The organism is Flavobacteriales bacterium (assembly GCA_025210295.1).
Lineage (GTDB): Bacteria > Bacteroidota > Bacteroidia > Flavobacteriales_D > Parvicellaceae > S010-51.
Window position 1 is genome coordinate 1 of the sequence record JAOASC010000025.1, and the last position, 3,217, is coordinate 3,217.

Genomic DNA, 3,217 nt, shown 5'->3' on the forward strand with positions numbered 1-3,217 from the left:
CCATAGAACTCAACGAAAACGCCCCAATCACAGAACACGTACTATGGAGCACCACACAATGCGGAGACGGTGATATGGGCGAACTACAAATCGCACCCAACGGAGAAAAACTCGTGTGGCACAGCCATAGCAAAAAGATCGCAGGCTTTGACCATAAAACCACGACGATTTATGAAATCGCATTAAACAGCGACAAAATCACATCCACAGGAATAAGCACCAACGTTACGACAACAGGAGGAAGCTACGCCCCACAAGCAGGCATAGCCTACCAAGGGGACAGTGAAAACCTCCTTTATACCCAACACGACCTATACAACGCCAGCAACAACACCAGTGGAGGAAAACTATGGAAATACGATCAACTAAGCTTAACCAGTTTACCACTCTCCCAAAATTTAGTATATTTGTTAGGCGACATCAAAAGAGGAGTGAACGGAAACTTATACATACCCAACGTGTACGAGTCAGGAGCAGATTTGCACCACTACAGTACACAAAATGGAGTAACAACGACCAGTAACATTTTCCCATCCTCAACAACAGAAGAACGCCTAAGTGGAACATTACCAACCCAAGTCTATAAGTTAGTAGCCGATAACGACGACACTTACTATAGAATAGTAGGAAGTAAATCTTATGAGCTTAAAGACCATTTAGGAAATGTGAGAGCAGTGATCACCGACCAGAAGCTACTAGAAGATGTTGATGGAAATGATGAGATTAATCTAGGAGACTATTATACAGCAAATGTTGTAAGTTTCTCTGATTATTTTCCATTTGGTATGCAAATGCCAGGAAGAAGTGGTGGTAGTGAAGACTATCGCTACAATTTCCAAGGGCAAGAGACTGATGATGAAGTAAAAGGGAAAGGGAATTCTGTAAATTATAAATACAGAATGCACGACCCAAGGTTGGGGAGATTTTTTGCTGTGGATCCGTTGACGAGTAAGTATCCTCATTATACACCATATTCATTTAGCGGAAATAAAGTTATTCATGCTGTAGAGTTAGAAGGACTGGAAGAAAGAGTCGTAACTCATACTACCCAACCAACTGAGGGGTTTGATGATAATGGAAATAGAAATACAACAGATTGTCAATCTATGAGTGTTTGCTTACCTAATGAATATGGGTATGGAAATACTGGAACATTGCACAAGTATGAGGATGGTACAGAAGAATATTTTGGACCACCGACAGTTAGAGAATCAGCAGAAATTGCAGAACATGTTTATAGTGTAGGACAAGATAATAACGGTAAAATTGTTTATTTTAATCCTGCGAATACAAATTGGAAAGTTTCTAATGAAGCAAATGATCTTACCCTTCGTTTTTCATCAGGATTCAATTCTGCCTTGTATAAGAGAACGGATCCTTATGATGGGACAGTTTATCGTGTTTATGCTACTGCAGGTACAGATGATCTTCCTGATGTAAGAACAGATGCTGCTCAAGCTCTCGGGCTATATGATAAGCAATATATAGAGTCTACTTTTAATGCTCAAATACTTAATATAAGGTTTGGAGATAATCTAACTTTTGTAGGTCACTCATTAGGAGGAGGCTTGGCTGAGGCAAATGCTCTAAAAACAGGTTTAAATGCTATAACTTTTAATGCAGCTGGATTAGCTGATGGAACAAAAGAAAAATTAGGGTTAACTAAATTAGCAAATGTTAATGCTTATGTAATACAAGGTGAAATTTTAAATAAAGTACAATTTGATAAAGCTGGGGGGAATTGGGTTAACTTAAAAAGCCCTGTTCCTTACACAACATTTGAAATAGAAATTGCTAAACATCCCTATTTAATTCAGGGACATGTTGCTAGTTCTGTTCAAATAGGAGTGGGTATGATCAATGCTGATATCTCATTAAAAAATCATACGATGGGAAATGTCTTACAAAGTATTAAATTAGGAGGTTATAAATAAAAAGATGAAAAAAAAAATATGTATAGGGCTTTTTTCGTTATTATTAATTAACTGTCAAATAGTTAAGGATAAAAAAATTGAAAATAAAAAAGAAGCAGTAGATTTATTATCAGAATCTGTAACAAAAAAAGATAGTTTAGCAGTAAAAAAAATATTAGCTACATCAAAAATTAAATCATTTAATATTCAATATGAGTTAGATAGTTTATTAATAGAAGCAGTCAAATGGAATTCATTTTCAATTTATCAGCAACTATTAAAATATGGAGCTAATCCTAATTGGTATAATTCTAAATCAGAGTCTGCTATGATAGAAGCTTGTTATAAATTTGAGACATCAAGGTATGTTATCTCTGCTATAAATTATGGTGCTGATGTAAATAATAAATCTATGATAAAAAATGATTTTAACGCAACTCCTCTTATAGCAGCTTCAGCAATAAGGTTAGAAACAGTTAAAATATTGGTTGAAAATGGAGCTGATATTAATTATATGAATGATTTAGTTTCACCTTTATTCAAATCTTTAACAGTGGGGAATAATCCTAAAATAGTTAGGTATCTTTTAGTAGAAAAAGAAGCCTCTTTAAAGATTCCATCTAGTCATAATATGGTAGGTGTTACAATAGAAAAACTACTTAGAAGGTGGACGTTTCCTTTAGATTCTGAAGACTACAAAATAAAAATGGAAATAGTAGATTTCTTAGAAAAGAAAGGATATGATTATAAAAATGCTCCCATTCCTGAACATTATTATAAGAACTACTCAAAAGAGTATCTGGAAAAGTATTAATAGTTTATTTTCATAACCCTTCCCTTCTGTTTACTCGTCGACCTCGCAAACCCTCTCCTTGGTTCAAAGGTATTCTCTTTGCCATTTCAGGCTACGTTCATTCGTAGCTTGTTTTGTTTTTTGACTTTGTTATTTGCTGACTAACAGAGAAGTATAGTAAAGGTAATAATAGCAGATACTATACTAATAAAGTTAGTTTAGCTCAAATTAACTTTAATAAGAAAAAATCGTATTGATTAAATAGATCATATTAATAGAAATTAAGCTATAAACATTATTTACAATAGATACTACCTCAGTAAAAAGAAATGTCCAATATACTCATGCGGATCACCAAGCACGTCTTTACAGTTAAACTTATAGACATAAGTATCTTGGATAGCATATTCACCTTTGTAACGCCCATCCCAAGGCGTCCCATCTTCAGTATAGTAAATTTGAGTTCCCCATCTGTCGAAGATCGAAAACTCCGTAGTGTTTGGATCAATAC

3 protein-coding genes are annotated in these 3,217 nt (G+C 34.6%); 2 read left to right on the plus strand and 1 reads right to left on the minus strand.

Annotated elements, in window-relative coordinates:
• The coding region (locus tag N4A35_07130) for a hypothetical protein (protein ID MCT4581175.1) at nucleotides 1-1,934 on the plus strand (1,934 nt) is incomplete at its 5' end.
• A 4-nt stretch (nucleotides 1,935-1,938) separates the two neighbouring features.
• Nucleotides 1,939-2,727 carry an ankyrin repeat domain-containing protein gene (locus N4A35_07135; protein ID MCT4581176.1) on the plus strand — a complete coding sequence of 263 codons (789 nt, stop codon included), beginning with the start codon at nucleotides 1,939-1,941 and terminating at the stop codon, nucleotides 2,725-2,727.
• A gap of 290 nt (nucleotides 2,728-3,017) precedes the next feature.
• Here the strand turns inward: N4A35_07135 and N4A35_07140 are convergent.
• The coding region (locus tag N4A35_07140) for a T9SS type B sorting domain-containing protein (protein ID MCT4581177.1) at nucleotides 3,018-3,217 on the minus strand (200 nt) is incomplete at its 5' end.

What these genes read in the sequence shown, in the direction of transcription:
- N4A35_07135 (MCT4581176.1), top strand. Translation starts at nt 1,939, where the DNA reads ATGAAAAAAAAAATATGTATAGGGCTTTTTTCGTTATTATTAATTAAC.